The organism is Candidatus Accumulibacter contiguus (assembly GCF_012940005.1).
GTDB classification, from domain to species: Bacteria; Pseudomonadota; Gammaproteobacteria; order Burkholderiales; family Rhodocyclaceae; genus Accumulibacter; species Accumulibacter contiguus.
On sequence record NZ_SPMX01000053.1, the window covers coordinates 1 to 20,285 of the forward strand.

Below are 20,285 nucleotides of genomic sequence, written 5' to 3' on the forward strand. Positions count from 1 at the left end.
CTGCCGGAATCCCGCCGGGCGTTCTTCCTGTCCCGCTACGCCGACATTCTCAGTGAAGGGGAAGCCCTCAATCCCCGGGCTCCACCCTCGGGCAAACGCGGGCGTCCCCGGCAAAGCAAGGCGACGAACCTCCTCCTGCGCTTGCGCACCTACACCGACGATGTCTGGCGCTTTGCCACGGATCCCGGCGTTCCGTTCACCAACAACCTGGCCGAGCAAGCCGTGCGCATGTCCAAGGTCAAACAGAAAGTCTCCGGCGGCTTCCGGACCAAGAAGGGGGCCGATGCCTACTGCATCATTCACTCGTATCTCGCAACCATGCACAAGCAGGGCGCCAATCTCTTCCACGCCCTGATCCTCACTTTCCAGGGCCAGCCCCCTCAGCCTCGCCTCGCTTGAGCTTCGGCGTGGTCGCCCTGAGTAGTTACAACCAAGCAAGCAAGTGGCATGCCCGAGCGCACAGTCAAAACGGGAAGTTATTTCGTAGGCGTTCCCAAGTGCACAGCCAAGCTCCGAGAGAAAAGTTCGCGCCTCGCCTTGGGTCAGCTTGAAGTCTTCCGAGCTTGCGCCTCAACGCGGCCGTGATACTGCGCTCACATTTCAAGCGCTTGAGCATGAACCCATCAGACGCCGGCCAATCTGCATCCCTTGGGGGATGCGGGTACACGGCAGCCGCTATGGTCCCAGGCAGCAGCGCGGCGTCAATCATTCCTTCGTCACCCGGCAACCAGACGATTGCAGTTCTTCTTGGTTTCACTGCGGCATTCCTTCACTGCGCTCCTTCGTTTGGGGTGCCGCACCAGCCGGGTGAAGGGTTCCCGGTTTTCTCCCCGTCGAGATAGGCGCGGCAAAACTCGGTCAGGCCGGATGTTCTCTTCGAGCCACAGCCAAGCGCAGGCCGGCGGCAGACAGAACGGCCAGCAAGGTTTCGAGTGTCGGGTTGCCTTTGGGGGAAAGTGCTCGGGAAAGGCTTTCGCGGCGCAGGCCAGCGCGTGCAGCTACCTCTTGCATTCCTTGGGCATGGGCGACGTGGCGCAAGGCGCGCAACAGGGCTTGCTTGCCGCCGGGTTCCTCTGCTTCCTCCAGTGCTGCGGCGAGGTATTCATCAGCAAACGCCGGGTCTTGGCGCAGCAGTTCCACCATTGCATCATCGTGGGGGCGGGCGGCTTTCATGGTGCATTCCTCCTTTGCCAGTCCTGCCAGTAGCGGACGGCGGTTTCAATGTCGGCTTGCTGGCGGCGCTTGTCGCCACCGATCAGGAGCAACAGCACTCGCCGGCCGGCTTGGGCGTAATACACGCGGTAGCCGGGGCCGTGGTCTATCCTCAATTCCCATACGCCATCGTTCAGGGGCTTGTGGTCACCAAAATTGCCGGCAGCCATTCGTTGCACCCGGACGGCCACCCGTGCGCGGGCATTCCTGTCCGCCAGCTTTGCCAGCCATTCCTGGAACGGGTCACGTCCGTCTGCCGTCTGATAGTCGAGAAGATCGAACACAGGTTCGTAACGCATATGTTACAAAAGTTCCGCAGTGGAGTAAAGCTCAAACCACGACACGTAAGCGCGCCTCGGCTTCGGCGGGCTGCTCGATACCTGCCTCGTTGAGAATCCATGCCTCAATCTTGGTGTGCCACATGCGCAGCAGGTCGAGCGGGCGCACACGGTAATGCTTCTCGGCGGTCGCGCTTGGCTTGTGGCCCATGATCTGCGCCGAGACTCCAGCCGGGCATTCCACCCATTCGGCGAGGGTGCCAAAGGAACGGCGCAGGCCGTGAATGCTGAGTCCTGGCAGACCGGCAGCGGTCAGGGCCTGTGCATGATGCGCGGTTCCTGAAGCCTTCCAGATGCCGCCGTGGGGCTGCTGAATACCCATTCATTGCGACGGGGCAGGGCGGCCAGTAGCGTGGCAACGTAGGGCATAAGCGGGATAGTGCGCTCGCCCTCCACCTTGTCCTTGATCGTCATCGCCTTCCACTGGAAGTCCACATCTTCCCATTGCAAGCCGGCCACCTCTTCACGGCGCGCGCCAGTCAGCAGCGCAGTCTGGAGATAGGCGGCGATGACGGGATTCTGAATCTGGCGCACGGCGGCGAACCATGCCGGCAACTGCTCACGCTGCAAGCAATCGTCCTTGGCGGATTTCTTCGGCAGTTCGTCGCGGGCCATGCGGGTGATGCAGGCGTCGGGCCGTACTTGGTCCCGGTACTCGGGGCGATCGCTGCACCAGTTCAGGAAAGCGCGCAGCAGAGAAAAGGCAAGGCGGGTATGGGTCGGGCGCTTGGCGGCTTCATCCTGAAGCCAGACGCGTACCCGGTCAGCGTCGATCTGCTCCAGAGGAAGCGTTAGCAGCGGGCGCAGAATGCCCGGCAGCGTCTTGTCACTGTCGCCAGGGTGCCGCCCTTTGGTGCGTGCTGACGGTCGCATGGTCTCCGATATGGCTCTGACTCCAGCGCGGGGCGCGCGCTGCAAGGTAGGCTTGCCAGGCGTCGAGTGCTGGCGTTGCGATACGCTCCGACTCGATACGCTTCGCCTCTGCTTCGGCACGCTTCGTTTCTGCTTCAACGATGCGGTCGCGCTTCTCTTGGCGCGGGTCGATGCCTTGGTCAATCATCGTTTGCAGCCGGCGCGCTTCGTCGCGTGCGGCTGAGAGTGTCCATGTGCGAATGTCGCCGATGGTCACGCGGACAGTTTGCCGGTTCAGCTTGGATTCAAAGATGAACGACTTCGCGCCAGCGGTCACACGAACGGCCAGCCGCGGCGCGTCGGTATCCCAAAAGAAGGATTGTGCTTGCCCCTCTGGCAGCGTCAAACGGCGGATTCATTCAGGCGTCAGGCGTTCGCGGTTCATGTCATCGGCTCCGGATTTGGCTCCATGGGTGATTCCATGTAGCCACTATCTAGCCATTTTACAGCAATCCGCTTCAACGTCAAGCAACGCCTATTTACCTAACTTGCTTGTTTTTAAGCTGTTTTCTGTATTTCATGAGTGCCGTTCAACGTCGAAAAATGCCTAGACCGATGGATTGTGATTCCAGTGGTCACGGGTTCGAATCCCGTACATCGCCCCATCAAAGCCTGATGGTCGGCCGCAGCACTTCGCGCGGCCAGCCAGTTTCGGAATGCGGTCAGGCTGCCGAAATCGGCCAGCACGTTGGCGCGTCCCGGCCTTTTCCAACAGCCTGTCGACTTCGCTCCCTACATCGTTGCGGTCCCTGATTCCTTCCAGCTTGGCCATGCGACGTTCCAGTGCAGCAATTCTCATTTTGGCAAAGGTGGCCTTCTGTTCTCCTACCGAGCACCTGCAAATGAGCCAGATTCAGGGAGTGGCCCCCACTTATGGCCGGCAGAAAGGCACTTTCCGGCGAACTCGCTCCATTGCTTGAGTCAAAATGAGAATTGTTGACCCTGGCGGCACCGTCAAATCTCCTATCCATCCCATGCCGTCCCAAGATACAATTGCCGGATCATGTTCAAATGGCATTGCTCCGATCAAACACCACCTCAGCACCCTATCCGCTACTTTTCTCGTCGTGGCCAGCATGTTGGGCACGGGGATCCTTACCACCACAGGGATCATACTGTCCCTTCTCAAGACGCCGGAAGCGGTAGTCCTGGTCTGGGTGATGGGTGGCATCCTGGCCTGCTTCGGCGCCTATTGCTACGGGGTCATCGTCAAGGTTTTGCCCAGGAACGGTGGTGAGGCGATCATCCTGCGGGAATTCTTCTCCCCAGTCCTGGGAGAAATAGCCGGCTGGACATCCTTTGTCGTCGGTTTCGCCGCCTCCAACGCAGCCACATCCCTGGCACTCTCTGCTTATCTGGACGCCGCACTACCCCAATTTGCGCAGCCACCTGCGCTGGTAGCCTGCTGCGCTCTGGTCCTGGTGACAGCGTTGCACAGTGTCGTAGGGCCGTCAGGCATACGAATCCAGACCTTGCTGGCCATCATCAAATTTTCTCTCTTCGCCGGCCTCGGCTTTTATGGATTGATGTTGGCCTCGCCCCCCACTCCGGTCGATGTCGGATCGGCCTCCCGAATGGCGAGCTTCGGCCCCGAATGGGGAGTGGCCATGATGCTGGTCATGTTCGCCTATAGCGGTTGGAACGCTGCTATTTATGTCGCCGAGGAAGCTGCCAACCCGGGGCGCACGGTGCGCAACGCCATGATCATTGGATCGATCATCACTCTTCTCCTTTATGTTACCCTCAACCTGGCTCTACTAAATAGCCTGCCGACGCACGAGATTGATGGTGTCATCCCGGTCATGGCTATCCTGGTCAAGTCTCTCTTTGGTATTCAGGCCTCAGCCTGGTTCTCCGGAATCGTCGCCTTCGCGCTGCTCTCCTCCCTCGGCGCCTCCGCCTTCATCGGACCACGGGTACTGGCGACAGTGCTCTCCTGGATGTCACCGCAGCGAAATCTGAGTTCTTCGCCCCCCGCCCAGGTTTCTCCGCAGCTTTGCTGGCTTCAAGCGGGGCTCTCCATCCTGATGGTGATCACCGGCACCTTCGAGCAGATCCTCACGATAATGGGCTTCCTTCTCGGCGTTTTCCCGGTACTCTGTGTACTTGGCATGTATCGCATCAGAGAAAAGACGCCCGCCGTCGCCCGCTATCTATTTGGCCCTTTGTTTGTTGGCGTCATGAGCGCGATCCTGATCCTGGGTGCAGTGCAACGTCCCGCGGAAGTGAGCATTGCGCTGCTCCTGGTGTTCGCTTTTTCTCTCTTGCGCTTCGGGAAGTACCGATTCGCCTGATTCCCTGATTCCTGGAGTTTCCTGCCCATGCCTCGCTCACCACTCTGCCATCGCTGTCTGGTATTGATCGCGCTCTTCTTGGCGCTGTTGGGTGCCGGCGGATTTGCAAGCGCCCGTCCTGTCGATTCGCTGGCCCGTGCCTACGCTGGCCTGCCGGACCCTCGGCAGCCCACCTTGAACAGCGTCCCGGAGGCCGGCGCCGCCTACCGACAGGCAGTAGACAAGTCATGGACCGCTTACCGCAGCAGAACCGGTCAACCGGCGGCAACCTGGGCAGCCAAACACATCACCCCGGCGGCGGGTGGCACGGTTTTCTACCCATTCGCTGGCCCAGACCTGGTGACGGTTGCCCAGTTATTCCCGGAAGCTGACCGCTACGTTCTAGTGGCCATGCAGCCTGCACAGCCGCCGCTAGACCCATTGCAGTTATCGGAAGCCGCACGCCGCAATTTCTACCGGAAGTTCAGCAGCGAGTGGCAGAAGTTCGGCCGCCTTGGTTTCTTTCGCACCAACGATCTGGATGCCGATGTCCGCGACAAGCAGGCCAGAATAGGTCTCACAACCACCCTGATGGCCTTTGCTGTCCGCTTGGGATATGAAGTGATAGAGGTATCTCCTATCTCTCTGAACCCAGAAACCGGGGAATTCGAGCCTCTCGTGAACGCACGCACGGAGGCGTGGAATTCCGTCCGGCTCACCCTCTCCCGGGCCGGGAAAACCGTTCGGGTAGATTATGTCCGCATGGACCTTTCCAATTCCTACCTGGAATCCCACGAGTCATCGCGAGTCTGGATGGCGCGCATGACACGCCATCCCGTCTTCCTCAAGGCAGCCTCCCACCTGCCTCAGAATTCCGGCTTCTCGATCATACGTGATGCCATTGTGATGAACGCCCCACTGCTTGTGCAGGATGAGACAGGTATTGACTATCGCGAGTTGGGCAAGATCGGCGACGTGGCCTTGTATGGCCATTTCGAACGGCCTCATCCCCTGTTCAATCCGAAGTCCCAGCAATCCCTGGCCGCCGCTTATCGTGTCAGCAAGATCAGCGGCGAACTACCCTTTTCCTTTAGTTACCAGAAGGCTAGCAGCCAGCGATGTCTCCAGGTGGTTCGGCGACGGGTCGCGGCGACTACGGCGCAAGCTTACTGAAGACCCGGAGAGAGAAGTCCCGAACCAGAGTATTGAAATCATCGGCAGCATCGAAGAAAAGTGCGTGACCGGCGTTCTCAAATACTTTTATTTCAGCGAGATCAGGCCCGCGCTTCCGGCTCAGAGCGGCTGCCTGTTCCCGCAGACGGGGCGTCACCGCGTAGAGGACCGGGACCACCTGCCGGCTGACGATATCTCGCCAATAGGTGCGCGGATAGGGCTGGGCGATCAATTCCATTGCAGCCTTGGGCGGGACCCCCAGGGCTGAGGCCAGTACCACCTGGCGTAATGCTGGCGGCAGTGGCTGGTGGAAGATGGAATCGCAGAAGCCGGTGAGATAAGGGACACGTCGTAAGGGATCGGTCAGATGGTCCTGGCGTCTGGAGGGCCGAGACGGCGGAGGATTGCCCTCGCCTATCGAGTTGTCTATCAGGATCAGGCCCCGCAACCGGGCAGGCCGAAATTGCTCGATAAAATCAAGGGCTTCCAGCACACCCAGAGACCAGCCCGCCAGGATGAAATCTCCCACACCAGCCGCCACCAGCAACTCATCCATATCGCGGAGGCGAATCTCGGGGCGATGCGACCCTTGGTACACCTGGGAAAGCCCCTGGGAACGAGGGTCAAAGGCAATCACGCGGAACTCTCCGGACAAACCAGCCATCTGCGCTTCGAAAACCGCCGCAGGCATGAGCCAACCGGGAACAAACAGCAGGGTACGCTCCCCTGAACCGGCTTCCAGGTAGTGGAGCCGCAAACCATCGGAAGTCTGAAAGTACCTGTCCATGGAGGCTGCCAGACCCATCGCGCTGAAAACTCCCAAAGAAATAAACACCCACAGCCGCCTCAGAGCCACGCTGAGGGCTGTTCTGGTGATGTGATGGCGAAAGTCTCTCATGATCTCCCTTCGCGCCGCCCGGCCGATAGGCGGACGGATTGATTCCTCTGGGGGAAAACGACATGCCGTCAATGGCCACAGGCATGGCCACAAAGGGTCACGCGGTCCAGGAATATGAGTGAGCTTGCCGCGCTCGATGCGCAGCTGCTGCAGCGAAAGTGGCGCGCTCAAAGCTGGTACTCGTCTGCTGGGCGGGCGCCGGCCATGGCCATGTCCACCGCCTTCCTGGTCAGGTGCGATGCAAAAAGCTCGATGAAATCGTATTCGAAGCGACGGATGTGGGTTCCCCGCCGCAAGCCGATGCGCGTCGTATTCGAACCGAAGAGATGCTCGGCGGGCATCGCCTGCAGGCCGGTATCACGGGTCGGATCAAAAGCCATGCGAGCGATGATCCCCAGTCCGAGGCCGAGTCCGACGTAGGTCTTGATCACATCCGCATCGATCGCGGTGAGTACCACATTGGGGGTCAGCTCGGCCAGTTCGAAGGCCTTGTTGATGCGCGAGCGCCCGGCAAAAGCCGAGTCGTAGGTGATCAATGGCCAGCGTGCCAGCGCTGCCAGCGACACCGGCTTCTCGGCAAGGATCGGATGCCCATCGGGAGCGATGACACAGTGTACCCACTGGTAACAGGGCAGCATCACCAGTTGCGGATACTGGTCGAGCGCTTCGGTGGCGATGGCGATCTCCGCCTCACCTTGCAGCGTCCACTCGGCGATCTGGGTCGGATGTCCCTGGTGCAGTGACAGGCGAACCCTGGGATGCCGGTCGACGAAGTTCTTGACGACGGCTGGCAGCACGTAGCGCGCCTGGGTATGCGTGGTGGCAATCACCAGGCTGCCGGAATCGCCGTCGGCATATTCCTCGCCAACTCGGCGGATGTTCTCGGCTTCGCGCAACATGCGTTCGGCAATCTCGAGCACTGCCCTGCCGGGTTCGGTGATCGCCGTCAGGCGCTTGCCGCCCCGCTCGAAAACGGTCACCCCGATTTCCTCTTCGAGCAGCCTGATCTGCTTGGACACCCCCGGCTGCGAGGTATACAGCGCCTCTGCAGCCTCCGAAACATTGAGACCACGACGCGCCACTTCGACGAGATAACGGAGTTGCTGGAGTTTCATGGCCATTGCACGAACCAATTGGTTATAAGAATCTAACCGAATATTCTTATTCGATCAAATGCTGCGCTGTTACCATGCGCGAGTTACTTATTTTGCGGCGCGCCATGGACTGGATGTACACCTTGTCGGGTTTTGCCGTCGGCGCCATCGTCGGTCTCACCGGCGTCGGCGGCGGCTCGCTGATGACGCCCTTGCTGGTGTTGCTGTTCGGCATCCACCCGGCGACGGCGGTCGGTACCGACCTGCTCTATGCGGCGATCACCAAGGCCGGCGGCACCGTCGTGCACACCCGCAAAGGGCACGTCGACTGGCGCATCACGCGGCTGTTGGCGAGCGGCAGCATGCCGGCAGCGCTGCTGACGATCTGGGCGCTGTCTTTTCTGCCCAAGCAGAGCGCGTCCGTCTCGCAGATCATTTCGGTATCGCTCGGTGTCGCCCTGCTGCTGACCGCTGCTGCGATCATCTTTCGCAACCAGCTGCAACAGCAAGCGCTGGCACAAGCCGACGATGTCGCACACACCCGCTTGCGGCGCGCGATCACGGTTGCCTTCGGCGCCCTGCTCGGGGTGCTGGTGACCATCTCCTCGGTCGGTGCCGGTGCGCTCGGCGCCGCCGTGCTGTTCTACCTCTACCCCAGGCTGCCGGCGATCCGCATCATCGGCAGCGATGTCGCCCACGCGGTGCCGCTGACGCTGCTTGCCGGCCTCGGTCACTGGCTGATCGGCAGTGTCGATTGGTCGCTGCTCGGCAGCCTGTTGCTCGGATCGCTGCCCGGCATCTGGCTCGGCAGCCACGCCTCGGCGAAAGTGCCTGACCGCATTCTACGTCCGATTCTCGCCGGCATGCTGGTGCTCATCGGCAGCAAGCTGATTGCCCAGTAGGCCGACCAGCGCCTCATTGACCCAAGGAGCGAGCGATGTATCGCTACGATAGTACCGACCAACAGATCATCGACGAACGCGTCACCCAGTATCGCGACCAGATCGCCCGCCATCTGGCTGGCGAACTCTCGACCGACGAGTTACGCCCCTTACGCCTGCAGAATGGTCTCTACATTCAGCGGCACGGCCCGATGCTGCGCATCGCCATCCCCTACGGCATGCTTGCCGCAGCGCAGCTGCGCAAGCTGGCTGAAATCTCGCGCCGCTACGACCGCGCCGTCGGGCACTTCACGACGCGCCAGAACATGCAGCTCAACTGGCCGCAGTTCGAGGAAACCCCGGCGATCCTCGGCGAACTGGCGAGCGTGCAAATGCATGCCGTGCAAACCTCGGGCAACTGCGTGCGCAACATCACCAGCGACCATTTCGCCGGCATCGCTCCCGACGAACTGACTGACCCACGCCCCTATTGCGAACTGCTGCGGCAATGGTCGACCTTCCACCCGGAATTCGCTTTCCTGCCGCGCAAGTTCAAAATCGCCGTCAATGCCGCGGCAGAAGATCGGGCCGTGATTCGTGCGCACGACATCGGCCTCGACCTCGTCCTCGATGACGACGGCGAAATCGGATTCCGGGTCTTTGTCGGTGGTGGTCTCGGCCGCACGCCGATTCTCGGCAAAGTGCTTCGTGACTTCCTGCCGCGCCGGCATCTGCTCTCGTACCTGGACGCCATCCTGCGCCTGTATAACCGCTACGGTCGTCGCGACAACATGTACAAGGCACGCATCAAGATTCTCGTGCAGGCGCTCGGCATCGAGGAATTCAGCCGTCAGGTCGAAGCCGAGTGGGCGCAGCTCAAGGACGGCCCGACAACCGTGCCAGACGCCGAGTTCACGCGCCTTGCCGGACATTTCAACCCACCCGCCTGGGACACGCTGCCGGCAGAAGACCCGGTACACGCCGCCCGGATCAGCACCGACCTGGCCTTTGCCAACTGGGTCAGGCGCTGTGTGCATGCCCACAAGACGCCGGGCTACGCCGCCGTCACCCTTTCGCTGAAAGCGCCAGGGGTTGCTCCCGGCGACATCAGCGACGCGCAGATGATCGCCGTTGCCGATCTTGCCGAACGTTTCAGTTTTGGCGAAGTGCGCGTCAGCCATGAACAGAATCTGGTCCTCGCCGACGTTCGCCAACGCGATCTCCACGAAATCTGGCAGATCGCTCGCAGCCATCGCCTGGCGACCGCCAACATCGGCCTCTTGACCGACATCATCTGCTGCCCCGGCGGCGACCTCTGCGCGCTCGCCAACGCGCGCTCGATCCCGATCGCCGAAGCGGTCAACCAGAAATTCGACGACCTCGACTACCTCCACGACATCGGCGACATCTCGCTGAACATCTCCGGCTGCATGAATTCCTGCGGCCACCACCATGTCGCCAATATCGGCATCCTCGGCGTCGACAAGAACGACGAGGAGTGGTACCAGATCACGATTGGCGGCCAGCAAGGCAATACTGCGGCGATCGGCAAGGTCATCGGCCCCTCGTTCTATGCTCAGGAAGTGCCCTCGGTGATCGAAGCGCTGATCGCCGTTTATCTGGAAAACCGGACCGCCAGCGAGCGTTTCATCGACACCTTGCAGCGGATCGGCATCGAGCCGTTCAAGGTCCGCGCTTACGCCGGTCGCGATCGGCGCAGATCCGCCAAGGTCGATAGCCGGGAAAGGGAGGTCATCCATGCCTAGGATCATCAAGAACAGGTGCATCGTCGAAGACCACTGGCAGGTCCTCACCCTCGCCGACGGTGAAACGCCGGAAGCGATCACTCTGCCCGCCGCGCCGGTGCTGCTGCCGCTCGCGGTCTGGCGGGCACGCCGCGACGAAATCATCGCCCGCGACCAACCCCTCGGGGTCTGGCTCGACAGCGACGAAGGGCCGGAAGCGCTGGCTGGCGACATCGACCGCTTTGCCGTGATTGGCGTCAACTTTCCGAAGTTCACCGACGGCCGCAGCTACTCCAGCGCCCGCCTGCTGCGCGAACGCTATGGCTACGGCGGTGAAATCCGTGCCCTTGGCGACGTCCTCCAGGACCAGCTCTTCTACATGCAACGTTGCGGTATCGACGCCTACGCACTACGGGCCGACAAGGACATCGAGAAGGCGCTGGCTGGTTTGTCGGTTTTCAGCGAGGCCTACCAGGCAGCGGCCGACCAGCCGCAACCGCTGTTCCATCGGCGCGCAGCGCAGGCATCGGCATGAACGTCCAGCTCAAGCTCGACGACCCGGCGCTGCTCGACGCGCTGGCCGCCCGCGTCGATGCGGCCAGCGCGCTGCTGCACGAGATCGCCGACAACTTCTCGCCGGCGGCTTTCGCCAGCAGTCTCGGCGCCGAAGACATGGTGCTGACCGACCTGATCGTCCGCGAAGTTCCAAAGATCGAGATCTTCTCGCTCGACACCGGTCGCCTGCCGGTCGAAACCTACGATCTGATTGCCGAGGTCAGGAAGCACTACGGTCTGGCGCTACGCCTCTACTATCCACGCCACGATCTCGTCGAGGCCTACACCCACGCGAACGGGATCAACGCCTTCTACGAGTCGGTCGAACTGCGCAAGGGCTGCTGCCTGGTGCGCAAGGTCGAGCCCCTGCAACGCGCGCTGGCTGGCCGGAAAGCCTGGATCACCGGCATGCGCGCGCAGCAGGCCCCGACCCGCGACGGCCTGCCGATCCGCAGCGTCGACACCGCCAACGGTGGCCTGGAAAAGTTCAACCCGCTCGCCGACTGGAGCGAACGCGAAGTGTGGGCCTACCTCAAGCTCAACGAGGTTCCCTACAATGCCTTGCACGACCGATTCTACCCGAGCATCGGCTGCGCGCCGTGCACGCGGGCCGTCACGCCGGGAGAAGATGTCCGCGCCGGCCGCTGGTGGTGGGAAAACCCGGAATCCAGGGAATGCGGCTTGCACATCAAGCGCATGTAAAAAAATCCAGAAAGAACGAGCTTGCCCGGCAAGCGTGCTGAGAACCCCGAAGGTCAACCATGCGTACTGAAACTCTCTCGAAAGTCACCCCAGTCAAGCTTTCTCACCTCGACTGGCTGGAATCCGAGGCCATCCACATCATGCGCGAGGTCGCCGGCCAGTGCAGCAACCCGGTGCTGCTCTTCTCCGGCGGCAAGGATTCGATCTGCATGCTGCGCGTCGCCGAAAAGGCATTCCGCCCGGGCCGCTTTCCGTTTCCGCTGCTGCATGTTGACACCGGCCATAACTACCGGGAAGTCACCGACTTCCGCGACCGGCGTGCGCGCGAACTCGGCGAGCGGCTGATCGTTCGCTCGGTCGAGGACTCGATGGCACGTGGCACCGTCGTCCTCAAGTCACCCGACGAACCGCGCAACAAGCATCAGTCGGTGACACTGCTCGAGGCGATAGAGGAATTCGGCTTCGACGCCTGCATCGGTGGAGCGCGTCGCGACGAGGAAAAGGCGCGCGCCAAGGAACGTATCTTCTCGTTCCGCGACGAGTTCGGCCAGTGGGATCCGAAAAACCAGCGACCCGAACTCTGGGATCTCTACAACGCACGCAGCTTCAAGGGCGAGAACATCCGCGTCTTTCCGATCTCGAACTGGACCGAGATCGACGTCTGGCAATACATCGAACGTGAGCATCTCGAACTGCCATCGATCTACTTTGCACATCGCCGCCCGCTGGTGCGCCGCAGCGGCGGCCTGCTGCCGGTCACCGAGGTGACACCGGCAAGATCCGGCGAAACGATCGAAAACCTGATGGTCCGCTTTCGCACCGTCGGCGACATCACCTGCACCGCGCCGGTGGAATCCGACGCCGATAGCGTCGCCAGGATCATCGCCGAAACGGCAATCACGACGATCACCGAGCGCGGCGCTACCCGCCTCGACGACCAGACTTCCGACGCATCCATGGAACAACGCAAGAAGGAAGGATATTTCTGATGTCCGCGATCGAAAGACTTCCCAGCGCCGCCGTCCCCGACAATGGCCTGCTGCGCTTTCTGACCTGCGGCAGCGTCGACGATGGCAAGAGCACCCTGATCGGCCGCCTGCTGTTCGACAGCAAGACGATTCTCGCCGATACCCTGCATGCCATCCAGCGGACCTCGGCAAAACGCGGCCTGGATGTCGTCGACCTGTCCTTGCTGACGGACGGCCTGCAGGCCGAGCGCGAACAGGGAATCACCATCGACGTGGCCTATCGTTACTTCACCACCGGTACGCGCAAATACATCATCGCCGACGCTCCCGGCCACGAGCAATACACACGCAACATGGTCACCGCCGCCTCGACCGCCGACCTGGCCATCATCCTCATCGACGCTCGCAAGGGGGTGTTGACGCAGACCCGCCGCCACTCCTATCTGGCGCATCTGCTCGGCATTCCGCATATCGTCGTGGCGGTCAACAAGATGGATCTCGTCGACTACTCACCCGCGACCTTCGCACAGATTCGCAGTGACTATCTGACGTTTGCTGCCGGGCTGGGTCTGACCGACGTACGCTTCATCCCGATGTCGGCGCTGCAGGGCGACATGATCGTCGAGCGCGGCGAGCGCCTCGACTGGTACAACGGCCCGACGCTGCTCGAGATTCTCGAAAGTGCGCCGGCCATCCACAGCGCCCACGCCGAGAAATTCCGCTTCCCGGTGCAATACGTCTGTCGTCCACAGGATTCTGCAAACCCGGAACTGCACGATTATCGTGGCTTCATGGGCCGCGTCGAATCGGGCGAACTGTGCGTTGGGGATGCGGTCACGGTGCTGCCTTCCGGACGGGAAACGCGCGTCAAGGACATCCAGGTGCTCGGCGAATCGCTGGACCGAGCCGTGGCCGAACAGTCGGTGACGATCCTCCTCGAAGACGAGATCGACATCTCGCGTGGCGACATGATCGTCAAGAGCGGTGAATTGCCGAAGGTCGCCAAGCAGATCGACGCGATGCTCTGCTGGCTGTCGGAGTCGCCGCTCGATCCTCGCCGCAAGTACCTGCTGCGCCACACCACCCGCGACAGCAAGGCGATGCTCGCCGGCATCGCTTTCCGCGTGGACATCAACAGCATGCAGCACGAAGTGGCCGAGCGGCTGGTGATGAACGACATCGCGCGCGTCCGCTTCAAGCTGGCGCAACCGATCTTCGCCGACCTCTACACGGAAAGCCGTGGTACCGGCGCTTTCATCGTCATCGACGAGTCCTCGAACAACACCGTCGGTGCCGGCATGATCGTCTGACCGCTCGTACCTACCATGGACATCCACGGCAAACCCATCGCGGAACGAATCGACTGGCTGTTCGGCCTCGCCGACCGCCACAGCACGATTTTTCGTAGCCCGGAAGCCTGGCTGGCGCGCGAACGCTATCTGGCCGAGCACCCAACGGCGATCGCCGTGCTCAAGTGCATGGACGGCCGCATCAACATTCCGATCGCCACCAACACTCCGGTCGGTATCCTGATGCCCTTCCGCAACCTCGGCGGCATTTTCGACCTCGGCTGGCCACATCTCGGCGAGGTCCTCGCGCACCACGTGCAGCGCGTGGTCAGTGCCGGCCGTCATGTCGTCTTCCTGGTCACTTACCACTACTCGCAAGGCGATCCCAGGCGCGGCTGCGCCGGTTTCCAGTACGACACGGCAGCGGCGGTCGCGCACACCTACGAGATCCGCCACCAGGTCGAACACATTTTCGGGAGCGATCATGGCACCGTCTATCCGCTGGTCTGCGGCTTCGAAACCGACGAGGATGCGCTGGTGATTCACGGCACAGCCGGCGACAAACTCGACCTGGCAACCTTGACTTCGAGCGACCGGGCGACCCTCGAACTGCGCCTCGCCGCCCTGCTGCCGGACATGCCGGCACGCATGCGTGCCGACCTGCTGCCGCTGCTGTACGGCAACCTGGCCCATATCGAAGAAGTACGCGCGCAAATTCGCCGTAACGAACGCCTGCTCGACATTGAACACCGCGAGTGGATGATCTGTCTCGGCCGTGGCTTCGACTTCCTGCACACGCCCAACATCGCCCTGATCATCGGCCCCTATAGCCCGAATCTGGATGTCCCGATCCGCCGCGCGGCCGGCATCATCGAAGCCAATATGCAGGCTGGACGCATTCCGGACGACGGTTTTCTGCTGCTGGCCTCGGTACCCTACGATGAAATCGGCGTGGACCGCGCCCGCGCCGAACTCAAGTCGCGCTTCCTGTCGAGTTTCGCGGCAGACGTCATTCGCGCCGAATTTCCCAGGCTTGGCGAGCAAATGAGCATGCGTACGGCGGTGCTCGACTGGCGCTCGCGAACCCTGGAAACGATCGCGACCGGACAATGAAGGCCATGTCCGCTCATGCCCGTCTGATTTTCGGCTTTCATTCGGTTCTCGCCAAACTGCGTCACGACCCGGCTGCGGTGCGCGAGATCTATGTCGATTCGGGTCGCCACGATGCGCGTCTGCGCGACCTGCTTGGTCACGCAGAGTTCGCCAGGGTACGCGTACTGCCGGTGGAGTCTGCCCGCCTCGAAGCGATCGCTCCCGGCGCCAGGCATCAGGGGGTCATCGCCAGCGTCGATGCAACCCAGCGCCACCTGGCACTGGACGATGTTCTCGATACGCTCGATGAACCGGCCTTCCTGCTGATCCTCGATGGCATCCAGGATCCACACAATCTCGGGGCCTGCCTGCGCGTCGCCGATGCCGTCGGCGCGCACGCGGTGATCGCTCCCAAGGACCGTGCTGTCGGTCTGACCCAAACGGCAGTCAAAGTGGCCAGTGGGGCTGCCGAGACCGTACCGTACATCACGGTCACCAATCTGGCTCGCACCCTGCGTGCACTCAAGGAACGCGAGATCTGGGTGGTCGGTACCGACGACGAAGCAACAGAAGATCTGTATGGCGCACAGTGGCCAATCGCCTGCGCCTGGGTGTTGGGCGCCGAAGGCGATGGCCTGCGCCGCCTGACTCGGGAAACCTGCGATCAACTGGTACGCATCCCGATGCTCGGGTCAGTGGCCAGTCTCAACGTCTCTGTGGCCACCGGCGTCTGCCTTTACGAAGCGCGGCGGCGTCGGAGCAGCCAGGAAACCGGCAGGAAGTAGCCCGCCGCCACTTCCTGGCGCTCAGGTCTTGTACGAGTAACGGTAGACGTAGCCCTTGTAGCCATATCGATAATTCTGGCGGCTGACGTTGAGGTCGTTGAAAACGAAGCCCTTGACCTGGACGCCCGCCTGATTGAGCCGTTTGACCGCCTGTTCGAGCTCGCGAATCGGGTGTTTGCCAGCTCGGGCAATCATCAGCGTCGCTCCGACATGACGCCCGATGATCGCTGCATCAGAGACGGCAAGTACCGGCGGCGCATCGACGATCACCGTGTCGAAATTCGCAGCGAGTTCGGCCAGCAGCACCTCAAAACGCGGATGCATCAGCAACTCGGAGGGATTGGGCGGAATATGCCCAGTCGTGACCGCCGACAGCATGGGCACCGCAGTGGTCTTGAGAATTTCTTCCAGCGATGCCTGTCCGGCAACATACTCGGACAGGCCAGGTGCACGCTCGATGCCGAATTCCTTGTGGAGGTGCCCCCGGCGCAGGTCGGCGTCGACGATCACGACACGTTTGTCGACCTGTGCGAGGACGGCGCCCAGGTTCTTGGAAATGAAGCTCTTGCCCAGACCCGGACTTGATCCGGTGATCAGCAAGGAGTTGCGCTGCGCGTCGAGGAGCGCGAAGTGAAGCGTCGTGCGCAGTCCGCGCAGACTCTCCACTGCGTCATCCTCCGGATAGACGACCGCCAGAAGTTCGCCGGCGCCGCCGCGCGCCTTGCGATGCAACTCGACCTCGGTCTTGCTGTGTGGCACCGTTGCGTATACCGGCAGACCGAGTTGTGCTTCGATGATCTCCGGGTCTTCGACCACCACGCGCAGCGAACGCAGTACCCAGATCACCACCATGCTGACCAGCAGGCCGAGCAATAGCGCGATGGCCAGAATGGCGATCGGACCGGCGCCAACCGGCTTGCGGCCGACCGCAGCTGGGTCGATGACGCGAACGTCGCCGATCGTTCCCGCCTTGGTGACCCGCAACTGTTGGGCGGTATTGAGCAACTCGGTATACAACCGGTTGGAGACTTCCACGTCACGAGCGAGGCGCAACACCGTCTGCTGGGTATCGGGCAAGCGCGCAACCTCGGCGTCGAACTGCTTGCGGCGTTCATTGAGGCGCTGCAGCTTGTTTTCCACCGCCTCGATCCGCGGATGCTCCGGCTTGAATAGCTGACGCAGTTCGTCACGCTCCTGCTTCAGTTGTACAGCGGCGTTTTCGACGTCAACCAGCGACTTCAGGATCGCTTGGGTCTCGAGGCTCAGATCGAGAGAACCGCGGCTCTGACGATAGTTGTTGTACGCCGCTTCAGCGCTGTCCAGTTGCGTTTTCAGCGCGGGCAGCTGGGTTTCGAGGAACTTCAGCGTTTTCTCGGCTTCGGCCGATCGCCGCTCGACATTCTGGCGAACATAGGTGTTCTGGATGTCGTCGAGGACGAGACCGATCTCGGCCGGGTCCTGCCCAAGCAGGCTCAGTTCGAGGACACCCGACTTCTTGCCGCGTTCCTTGACCGAGTAGTTGCGACGCAGATCGTCAATCGCCGTTTCCGCGGAGAGCTTCCTGAGCCGGAACTGCGTACCCGGCCGCGCCCTGAGTTCCGCGACGAAGATCGCGTAGCCCTGCTCACTGGCACGCGTCCCGGCCTTGCCTTTGAGGACCAGTTGATCATCCTGATCGAAGACCTCGAAAGCCCCGCCTTCCCCGGCGATCAGGGTGTGTTTCTGGTCCAGTTGCGGCCGCGGGACATCGAGCGAGTCGACCTGAATGCGTTCCCCCCCCCAGGCGAAGCTGGAGAGACCCAGCCACGGGGAATTCGGTTCATCGCCCTCGTAACGCCTGGCCAGCACGCTGCCAAGCAGGGGTAGCGTCCTCGGCACGGCAACGATGTCGAGCTTGAGCTTGGCTACCACCCGTCCGAGGACCATCCGCGAGCTGAGGATTTCGATCTCGGCAGAAACCGTCGTATCGTCACCCAGAAGGGGTTGCAGGGCCTTCAGCGAACCGACCCCGGAGCTTTTTTCTTCGACCTGCAGCAGACCGTCCGCCCGGTAGATCGGCTTGCTGACAAACACCCAGGTCAGACCGATGGCCAGGGCCAGCAGGCTGATCGCCGCAATCAGCCAGCGGTAGTCCATGAGTACGGCAATGATCTCGCCAAGCGCCAATCCTTCATCCACCTCTTCGGAGGAGATCTGCGGCAGCGGCTGCATTGCGGCTGCGGTCATGCCAGGAAGAGCGTTGGTATTGGCAGAGAGTCTTGACTGGTCGTTGTCCATTGGTCGTCCGTGGTCGCAGCCGCCCGACAGCGGGCTTGGCGGTTAAGCAGGGTGAGCCGGCAGTCGCTCGCCGCCGACGCGTTTAGTCAGCGAGCCACCCGGAAAGCGGCCCGGTTCAGGATCAGCGTGTCGGTTGTCGCCCGCCGAAGAGTGGGTAATAGGTCTGGCTGGTCAGATTGAGCATCTGCGCCGTCGGCAATATGTTGGCGATCACGCGCTGCCAGCGAACAATCGGTGCGGTGTCGACGTAAATGATGTCGCGAGGCCGCAACGGAAAGCGATCGGCGAGCAGCATCGCGTCCGGCAGGCTGGCATCGAGATGAAACAACTCCGGTGTATCGCTGTTGCCGCGCATGACATAGACCCAGCGCGGATCGGCGGTTGTCTGATTGATGTAGCCGGAATCGCTGAGCGCTTCGGCAAGCGTCGAACGTTTCTTGTTCATCACCAGCGAACCCGGTTTGGCGACTTCGCCAAGCACGAACACCTTGTTATAGCTGCGGTCGGCGACGTTGACGATGTCGCCCTGCTCCAGCAGCGCGTTCTGCTCCCTGGCACCGTAGTCATACATGGCCTGAATATCGACCAGGTAGGTTGTGCCGCGCCGGGTGAGCAGCACGCGGCTGTAGTCCGCATCGGGCGTGAAGCCACCGGCACGATTGACCGCATCGAGAACGGTCATCGGAATGTCGGTCACCTGCTGAATACCCGGCTTGGCGACTTCACCGACGACGTACACCTGCTGGCTGCGGAATGCCACCATGCGCACGTCGAGCTGAACCTTCTCGATGTATTTGGCCAGTTTGGTCGACAGAATCGACCTCACCTCGCTGGTCGTCTTGCCGGCAACCTTGATGACGCCCGCGTAGGGAAAGAAAATGGTCCCGTCTTCGGCGATCACGGTGCCGGCCTGCTCCGCCGTACGAAAGCTGCCGGCAGGAATGGTCAGTTCCGGGTGGTCCCAGACGATGATCGAGATGATGTCACCAGCGCCGAGTCGGTATTCGGGCACCGGACCTGGCTGATCGCCTGAAAAGCGAGGATTGTTTTTCTCCGCCACCTTGGCTGAGCTGGTGCCGTCACCCACTGGCGGCCGAGCCGCCTTGAACATGTCGATGATCAGTTCGGCAGTGATCTGCTTGATCTTGACGTTGGCGGGAGCCAGCGTGTCACCCTGCTGTATCGGCAGTCGGACATCCGACTCATCGCGGTGACTGTACGCCTGGTTACCGGGAATGATCGTGCAGCCCGCCAGTGTACTCACGGCAAGACACGCCAGGATCTGGTGGATCCTGGCAAGTGGGGCCGGAGACACATTCATGCTGAAGCTCATATCTGATCCTAAATTCGGTTCTGATCCTCAATTCGGTTTCTAGGCCGCTCTCGACAACAGAGCGCCGCGCAGTGTACATCGGGCGACACTCTCCCGCCAAGTCATCAGCGTTCGCTGCCGGAGCAGTCCGCTGCAACAGAGGCTCTCCGAGCGCACCAAAAAGTGACTGAACGGGAGAGGGATGAGGGTGCTTCCGGGGATCTTCCCAACCACAGAGCAAGGATAAGGATAAGGATAAGGCCAGTCGACGCGCCTGCCCGTACTATATTTTACATTCCTGCGAATGTACGGAATGTACGATCGATCAAGCCATTCAACCGAGCTTGCCGACCCAGGGCTCGAGGGCTTCCTCGATCAGCTGCAGCGCTTCGGCGTGTGCCTCGTCCCCTCGCCGATACGGGTCGGGAATCTCCGTCTTCGTCCAGTGCCCGAGCAAGAAGGTCTTGCCACGCGCCGTTGGGTCCATCGCCAGCACGGCATCCCGGTGATGTGTTTCCATCACCAGAACCAGTTCGGCCCAGCGGAGTCGCTCGCGAGTGAGCTGACTGGCACGATGTGTACTGAGGTCAACACCACGAGCGTTCATCATCGCGCAGGTTGCTTCTTCGGCCGGGTGATTGACCAGCGCGCCGATGCCGGCCGAGCGTGCTTCAACCCGCTTGCCCACCCTCTCGATGCGCTGACGCAGAAGGAACTCTGCCGCCGGGCTGCGGCAGATGTTACCGGTACAAACGGTGAGAATCCTGTTGAACATGTCA

Annotated in this window: 22 protein-coding genes; 11 read left to right on the forward strand and 11 right to left on the reverse strand. The window is 61.6% G+C overall.

The window, feature by feature from the left end; genetic code table 11:
* Positions 1-399 (forward strand): IS66 family transposase (locus tag E4Q08_RS16310; RefSeq protein WP_169071157.1); only part of this gene is annotated, 399 nt, incomplete at its 5' end.
* A 459-nt stretch (positions 400-858) separates the two neighbouring features.
* On the opposite strand, the gene E4Q08_RS16315 is transcribed toward E4Q08_RS16310, so the two are convergent.
* The 6 genes from E4Q08_RS16315 to E4Q08_RS16330 all read right to left on the reverse strand — a co-directional run bounded on the left by E4Q08_RS16315 (position 859) and on the right by E4Q08_RS16330 (position 3,234).
* Positions 859-1,173: an addiction module antidote protein gene (locus E4Q08_RS16315; protein ID WP_169071158.1), complete on the reverse strand. Its 315-nt coding sequence runs from the start codon at positions 1,171-1,173 to the stop codon at positions 859-861.
* Positions 1,170-1,511, reverse strand: a complete 342-nt coding sequence (locus tag E4Q08_RS16320; protein ID WP_169071159.1) for a type II toxin-antitoxin system RelE/ParE family toxin — start codon at positions 1,509-1,511, stop codon at positions 1,170-1,172. The genes E4Q08_RS16315 and E4Q08_RS16320 overlap by 4 nt, the downstream gene beginning before the upstream one ends.
* A 31-nt stretch (positions 1,512-1,542) precedes the next feature.
* Positions 1,543-1,872, reverse strand: coding sequence for a site-specific integrase (locus E4Q08_RS25815; RefSeq protein ID WP_308240158.1), 330 nt, complete (start codon positions 1,870-1,872; stop codon positions 1,543-1,545).
* Positions 1,803-2,423 (reverse strand): tyrosine-type recombinase/integrase, encoded by a 621-nt coding sequence (locus E4Q08_RS25820; protein WP_308240159.1) that lies wholly within the window; start codon positions 2,421-2,423, stop codon positions 1,803-1,805. Before E4Q08_RS25820 ends, E4Q08_RS25815 begins: the two co-directional genes overlap by 70 nt.
* Positions 2,377-2,808, reverse strand: a complete 432-nt coding sequence (locus E4Q08_RS25825; protein ID WP_308240160.1) for an Arm DNA-binding domain-containing protein — start codon at positions 2,806-2,808, stop codon at positions 2,377-2,379. Before E4Q08_RS25825 ends, E4Q08_RS25820 begins: the two co-directional genes overlap by 47 nt.
* Before the next feature lie 201 nt (positions 2,809-3,009).
* Positions 3,010-3,234 (reverse strand): hypothetical protein, encoded by a 225-nt coding sequence (locus tag E4Q08_RS16330; protein WP_034919791.1) that lies wholly within the window; start codon positions 3,232-3,234, stop codon positions 3,010-3,012.
* Positions 3,235-3,388: 154 nt separating this feature from the next.
* Between E4Q08_RS16330 and E4Q08_RS16335 the strand changes: the two genes are divergently transcribed.
* The gene (locus tag E4Q08_RS16335) at positions 3,389-4,756 is read left to right on the forward strand and encodes an APC family permease (RefSeq protein ID WP_034919789.1); all 1,368 of its coding nucleotides are present in this window, start codon (positions 3,389-3,391) and stop codon (positions 4,754-4,756) included.
* Positions 4,757-4,819: 63 nt separating this feature from the next.
* On the forward strand, positions 4,820-5,908 hold the full coding sequence (locus E4Q08_RS16340; RefSeq protein ID WP_169071160.1) for a hypothetical protein: 1,089 nt from the start codon (positions 4,820-4,822) through the stop codon (positions 5,906-5,908).
* Here E4Q08_RS16340 and E4Q08_RS16345 read toward each other — a convergent pair.
* The gene (locus E4Q08_RS16345; RefSeq protein WP_169071161.1) at positions 5,889-6,806 is read right to left on the reverse strand and encodes an alpha/beta fold hydrolase; all 918 of its coding nucleotides are present in this window, start codon (positions 6,804-6,806) and stop codon (positions 5,889-5,891) included. The two genes, E4Q08_RS16340 and E4Q08_RS16345, sit on opposite strands and share 20 nt — an antisense overlap.
* 167 nt (positions 6,807-6,973) lie before the next feature.
* Positions 6,974-7,921: an HTH-type transcriptional regulator CysB gene (cysB, locus tag E4Q08_RS16350; protein WP_169071162.1), complete on the reverse strand. Its 948-nt coding sequence runs from the start codon at positions 7,919-7,921 to the stop codon at positions 6,974-6,976.
* A gap of 104 nt (positions 7,922-8,025) precedes the next feature.
* Here cysB and E4Q08_RS16355 point away from each other — a divergent pair, with 104 nt between their 5' ends.
* The 8 genes from E4Q08_RS16355 to rlmB are packed head-to-tail and all read left to right on the forward strand — an operon-like array spanning position 8,026 to position 15,917.
* The gene (locus tag E4Q08_RS16355) at positions 8,026-8,802 is read left to right on the forward strand and encodes a sulfite exporter TauE/SafE family protein (protein ID WP_169071207.1); all 777 of its coding nucleotides are present in this window, start codon (positions 8,026-8,028) and stop codon (positions 8,800-8,802) included.
* Positions 8,803-8,837: 35 nt separating this feature from the next.
* On the forward strand, positions 8,838-10,547 hold the full coding sequence (locus E4Q08_RS16360) for a nitrite/sulfite reductase (protein WP_169071163.1): 1,710 nt from the start codon (positions 8,838-8,840) through the stop codon (positions 10,545-10,547).
* Positions 10,540-11,061 carry a DUF934 domain-containing protein gene (locus E4Q08_RS16365; protein ID WP_169071164.1) on the forward strand — a complete coding sequence of 174 codons (522 nt, stop codon included), beginning with the start codon at positions 10,540-10,542 and terminating at the stop codon, positions 11,059-11,061. Before E4Q08_RS16360 ends, E4Q08_RS16365 begins: the two co-directional genes overlap by 8 nt.
* Positions 11,058-11,783: a phosphoadenylyl-sulfate reductase gene (locus E4Q08_RS16370; RefSeq protein WP_169071165.1), complete on the forward strand. Its 726-nt coding sequence runs from the start codon at positions 11,058-11,060 to the stop codon at positions 11,781-11,783. The genes E4Q08_RS16365 and E4Q08_RS16370 overlap by 4 nt, the downstream gene beginning before the upstream one ends.
* 59 nt (positions 11,784-11,842) lie before the next feature.
* Entirely contained in the window at positions 11,843-12,772 is a 930-nt protein-coding gene (gene cysD / locus E4Q08_RS16375; protein ID WP_034916867.1) for a sulfate adenylyltransferase subunit CysD, read from the forward strand.
* A complete protein-coding gene (locus tag E4Q08_RS16380) occupies positions 12,772-14,061 on the forward strand; it encodes a sulfate adenylyltransferase subunit 1 (RefSeq protein WP_169071166.1) in 1,290 nt (429 codons plus the stop codon). Before cysD ends, E4Q08_RS16380 begins: the two co-directional genes overlap by 1 nt.
* A 15-nt stretch (positions 14,062-14,076) precedes the next feature.
* On the forward strand, positions 14,077-15,153 hold the full coding sequence (locus E4Q08_RS16385) for a carboxysome shell carbonic anhydrase domain-containg protein (protein ID WP_169071167.1): 1,077 nt from the start codon (positions 14,077-14,079) through the stop codon (positions 15,151-15,153).
* A gap of 5 nt (positions 15,154-15,158) precedes the next feature.
* The gene (gene rlmB, locus E4Q08_RS16390) at positions 15,159-15,917 is read left to right on the forward strand and encodes a 23S rRNA (guanosine(2251)-2'-O)-methyltransferase RlmB (RefSeq protein WP_169071168.1); all 759 of its coding nucleotides are present in this window, start codon (positions 15,159-15,161) and stop codon (positions 15,915-15,917) included.
* A gap of 21 nt (positions 15,918-15,938) precedes the next feature.
* Here the strand turns inward: rlmB and E4Q08_RS16395 are convergent, their stop codons facing one another.
* The 3 genes from E4Q08_RS16395 to E4Q08_RS16405 all read right to left on the reverse strand — a co-directional run bounded on the left by E4Q08_RS16395 (position 15,939) and on the right by E4Q08_RS16405 (position 20,281).
* Positions 15,939-18,194: a polysaccharide biosynthesis tyrosine autokinase gene (locus E4Q08_RS16395; protein WP_169071169.1), complete on the reverse strand. Its 2,256-nt coding sequence runs from the start codon at positions 18,192-18,194 to the stop codon at positions 15,939-15,941.
* A 121-nt stretch (positions 18,195-18,315) separates the two neighbouring features.
* A complete protein-coding gene (locus E4Q08_RS16400; RefSeq protein WP_211203460.1) occupies positions 18,316-19,515 on the reverse strand; it encodes a polysaccharide export protein in 1,200 nt (399 codons plus the stop codon).
* A 325-nt stretch (positions 19,516-19,840) separates the two neighbouring features.
* On the reverse strand, positions 19,841-20,281 hold the full coding sequence (locus E4Q08_RS16405) for a low molecular weight protein-tyrosine-phosphatase (protein WP_169071171.1): 441 nt from the start codon (positions 20,279-20,281) through the stop codon (positions 19,841-19,843).
* Positions 20,282-20,285: the final 4 nt, after the last annotated feature.

What these genes read in the sequence shown, in the direction of transcription:
- E4Q08_RS16315 (WP_169071158.1), bottom strand. Translation starts at nt 1,173, where the DNA reads ATGAAAGCCGCCCGCCCCCACGATGATGCAATGGTGGAACTGCTGCGC.
- E4Q08_RS16320 (WP_169071159.1), bottom strand. Translation starts at nt 1,511, where the DNA reads ATGCGTTACGAACCTGTGTTCGATCTTCTCGACTATCAGACGGCAGAC.
- E4Q08_RS25815 (WP_308240158.1), bottom strand. Translation starts at nt 1,872, where the DNA reads ATGGGTATTCAGCAGCCCCACGGCGGCATCTGGAAGGCTTCAGGAACC.
- E4Q08_RS25820 (WP_308240159.1), bottom strand. Translation starts at nt 2,423, where the DNA reads ATGCGACCGTCAGCACGCACCAAAGGGCGGCACCCTGGCGACAGTGAC.
- E4Q08_RS16330 (WP_034919791.1), bottom strand. Translation starts at nt 3,234, where the DNA reads ATGGCCAAGCTGGAAGGAATCAGGGACCGCAACGATGTAGGGAGCGAA.
- E4Q08_RS16335 (WP_034919789.1), top strand. Translation starts at nt 3,389, where the DNA reads ATGAGAATTGTTGACCCTGGCGGCACCGTCAAATCTCCTATCCATCCC.
- E4Q08_RS16345 (WP_169071161.1), bottom strand. Translation starts at nt 6,806, where the DNA reads ATGAGAGACTTTCGCCATCACATCACCAGAACAGCCCTCAGCGTGGCT.
- cysB (WP_169071162.1), bottom strand. Translation starts at nt 7,921, where the DNA reads ATGAAACTCCAGCAACTCCGTTATCTCGTCGAAGTGGCGCGTCGTGGT.
- E4Q08_RS16355 (WP_169071207.1), top strand. Translation starts at nt 8,026, where the DNA reads ATGGACTGGATGTACACCTTGTCGGGTTTTGCCGTCGGCGCCATCGTC.
- E4Q08_RS16360 (WP_169071163.1), top strand. Translation starts at nt 8,838, where the DNA reads ATGTATCGCTACGATAGTACCGACCAACAGATCATCGACGAACGCGTC.
- E4Q08_RS16365 (WP_169071164.1), top strand. Translation starts at nt 10,540, where the DNA reads ATGCCTAGGATCATCAAGAACAGGTGCATCGTCGAAGACCACTGGCAG.
- E4Q08_RS16370 (WP_169071165.1), top strand. Translation starts at nt 11,058, where the DNA reads ATGAACGTCCAGCTCAAGCTCGACGACCCGGCGCTGCTCGACGCGCTG.
- cysD (WP_034916867.1), top strand. Translation starts at nt 11,843, where the DNA reads ATGCGTACTGAAACTCTCTCGAAAGTCACCCCAGTCAAGCTTTCTCAC.
- E4Q08_RS16380 (WP_169071166.1), top strand. Translation starts at nt 12,772, where the DNA reads ATGTCCGCGATCGAAAGACTTCCCAGCGCCGCCGTCCCCGACAATGGC.
- E4Q08_RS16385 (WP_169071167.1), top strand. Translation starts at nt 14,077, where the DNA reads ATGGACATCCACGGCAAACCCATCGCGGAACGAATCGACTGGCTGTTC.
- rlmB (WP_169071168.1), top strand. Translation starts at nt 15,159, where the DNA reads ATGTCCGCTCATGCCCGTCTGATTTTCGGCTTTCATTCGGTTCTCGCC.
- E4Q08_RS16395 (WP_169071169.1), bottom strand. Translation starts at nt 18,194, where the DNA reads ATGGACAACGACCAGTCAAGACTCTCTGCCAATACCAACGCTCTTCCT.
- E4Q08_RS16400 (WP_211203460.1), bottom strand. Translation starts at nt 19,515, where the DNA reads ATGAATGTGTCTCCGGCCCCACTTGCCAGGATCCACCAGATCCTGGCG.
- E4Q08_RS16405 (WP_169071171.1), bottom strand. Translation starts at nt 20,281, where the DNA reads ATGTTCAACAGGATTCTCACCGTTTGTACCGGTAACATCTGCCGCAGC.